3 protein-coding genes are annotated in these 2,770 nt (G+C 44.7%); 1 reads left to right on the top strand and 2 read right to left on the bottom strand.

Features of this window, described 5'->3' with window-relative positions; all coding sequences use genetic code 11:
- On the top strand, nt 1-881 hold an 881-nt coding region (tnpC, locus tag B7C60_RS01510), incomplete at its 5' end, for an IS66 family transposase (protein ID WP_157928669.1).
- 341 nt (nt 882-1,222) lie between these two features.
- Here tnpC and pncA read toward each other — a convergent pair.
- Nucleotides 1,223-1,849 (bottom strand): bifunctional nicotinamidase/pyrazinamidase, encoded by a 627-nt coding sequence (gene pncA / locus B7C60_RS01505; RefSeq protein WP_099610128.1) that lies wholly within the window; start codon nt 1,847-1,849, stop codon nt 1,223-1,225.
- A 27-nt stretch (nt 1,850-1,876) separates the two neighbouring features.
- Nucleotides 1,877-2,770, bottom strand: an 894-nt coding sequence (locus B7C60_RS17470; RefSeq protein WP_245868380.1) for a UvrD-helicase domain-containing protein, incomplete at its 5' end; no start/stop codon positions are given.

Here is a 2,770-nt window from a genome sequence, read left to right as displayed (position 1 = left end):
GAACCACCATGGCAAGGTGGGTAATCCAGGTGAGTGAAAAGTTCAAACCGCTTTATCAGGCACTGAAGGCTCACTTACTCGAACAAGTGGTGGTTCAGGCCGATGAAACACCGCTCAATGTGCTTAAGGAAGACAAGCAATGTTATATGTGGTTGTACTGCTCGGGAGCCGATTCCCCTGAAGCCAAACTCCCTGACATGAAAAATATCGTCTTGTTCGACTATCAAAACAGCCGCGCGAGAGCGTGCCCCGTGAACTTTTTGGGCGATTACTCAGGCTATCTACAAAGTGATGGCTACGCGGCTTATGACGGATTAACCAACATGGCCAATGTCGGTTGCTTCGCTCACGCACGTCGTAAGTTCATGGAGGCGAAAAAACTTCAGGGCAAAGGTAAAGCAGGTAAAGCGGATGTGGCGCTAGCCAAAATCCAAAAGCTGTATGCACTGGAATCGCGATTAAAACTGGCTTCGGTCGAAGAGCGTTGGGCAGAAAGACAAGCGCAGGCCAAACCGATGTTGGATGACTTGTATGACTGGTTAACCACGCAGAACATCATCGAATCGAGTCCTCTTGGTAAAGCCATCAAGTACACCTTGGGTCAGTGGTCTAAGCTGATACGCTATGTTGAAGATGGGCATTTATCTATCGACAACAACCGAGCGGAACGCGCAATCAAATCGCTGGTTATTGGCAGAAAAAATTGGTTGTTCGCCAATAATCCTAATGGTGCGGATGCTAGTGCGCTGTTGTATAGCATCATCGAGACGGCGAAAGCGAACGGACTGATACTCTACGATTACATGGTCAAATGTATGAGGGAACTGGCAAAGCCAGAGCCTGATATCAACTCACTTCTTCCTTGGAACTTTTCACACTAAAACGCCCCGTGGGATCATGGGGCGCTTACACCCCTTTTGCCCCCAATACCAAGAATACTTGACGAAGATAAAACCCAAAAGACTAGCCCGTAACTCTTGGGTTGAACCTGTCCCGACTGCGTTATAAGCTGCTGGGTATTATTTGATGCCTTAGTGGAGACTTGAGCCGTATGCAGTGAAAGTTACACGTACGGTTCTTAGAGGGGCGGCACTTGGTAACAAGTGTCGTCTACTCGACAAAAACAATTAAAGTTGACAATAAAGCTCTATCCCGCTCATACCAATTTAAGTAGGAAAAGAAGCATTTCATTTTTCAAAAAAACGCTTCTTTTTGTGGTTGTCTAATACCCTTTTTGTAAAAAAGAGGATGATACCGTCAACTGACAACCGGCCGCTTGCATGGTGCTCCAAGCCGCTTCAATATCACCGTCATGGAGATTAACCCCTCGGCAAGCATCTTGGATAACCCATGTTTTAAAGCCTAATGAAATCGCATCCAAAACCGTATACTTAACACAGTAATCGGTTGCTAGCCCGACAATATAAAGCTCTGTTACTGCTATTTTATGTAGGTAATCCGCCAGACCTGTCGCTTGATAACGCTGGTTATCAAAAAAACCACTATAGCTATCGATCTCAGGTTGAGTCCCTTTATATATCACCCGTTCAATCGCATCGAGATTGAGCCCAGCTATAAACTCAGCCCCGTGAGTTTCTTGCACGCAATGATCCGGCCAAAGGATCTGCTCAATGCCAGCCAGTATCATCTGCTCTCCCGGTTGTTTTCCCTGCGTTGAGGCAAAACTGGCGTGCCCTTCTGGGTGCCAATCTTTGGTGGCAATCACATGGTCAAAATGGGGCATCAAAAGATTAATCACAGGCACAATCGCGTCACCATCAGGAACAGGTAATGCACCATCGGGCGAAAAATCATTTTGCACATCAACTAAAATTAACGCTTTGCTCATCGGTTCCTTCCTTTATACATCATAAGGTTACTTATATTTGATCACCGGATAGTCATCATCGGCTAATAACTCTTGAACAAAGCAAGAACCATTACCACTGTAGGTTACCCAAACTTTTTCTTTTGCTCTGGTCATTGCAACATAAAATAAGCGTCGTTCCTCTGCATAAGGGTAGGCCTTTTCTGGCTGGTTAAGCGCGCTATCGAGATGAAGGCTTTTCACTCGTGCAGGGAATTGACCTTCATTCACTGCCAGTATAATGACATAATCCGCTTCTTTTCCTTTACTGGCATGACAAGTCATAAACTCCAATTGCAGCGATAAATAGCGCTGCTGCCAATCTGATAAGTGCTCTGGTCGATGATAATGGTTACGACCGAGTAATAAAACACGTTTGGGTGTTTTGGTTTTTCGATTGAGCTGATCCAATACTTTCTCAACCTGAGCACTCTCGCTAAGATACACCGCTGGTTGTTTTTGTTTTTTAAAACTATTGAGCGTTTTCGGTAATTGGTGGGGATTTTTTTGCACAAATCGATTGGCCACAGCACCGATCTGATCATTAAACCGATAGGTTGTGTCTAGATGATGAATCGTTGAATGTGGAAAACGGGCCGAAAATTCCGTCGTTAAATTAACATCGGATCCTGCAAATTGATAAATAGATTGCCAATCATCGCCCACAGCAAATAAGTTCGGGCGAATTGGTTCTTGTTCACACAAAGCTTGGATCAACTCGAGCCGTTGCGGCGAAATATCTTGATATTCATCCACCATGATATATTTCCAAGGTACAGAAAATTTACCTTTACGCACATATTCAGCAGCTCGGCTGATCATGATATTAAAATCGATTTGGTTGCTGTCTTTTAGTGTCTGTTGCCACGCTTGAAAACAGGGCCAACATAATGCTAACTCACT

Origin of the sequence: Vibrio fujianensis, from assembly GCF_002749895.1 — a bacterium.
Taxonomy (GTDB): Bacteria; Pseudomonadota; Gammaproteobacteria; order Enterobacterales; family Vibrionaceae; genus Vibrio; species Vibrio fujianensis.
This window is presented reverse-complemented; position numbering and strand designations above follow the sequence as displayed.

Coding starts and splice junctions, on each gene's coding strand:
- pncA (WP_099610128.1), bottom strand. CDS start 1,849: ATGAGCAAAGCGTTAATTTTAGTTGATGTGCAAAATGATTTTTCGCCC.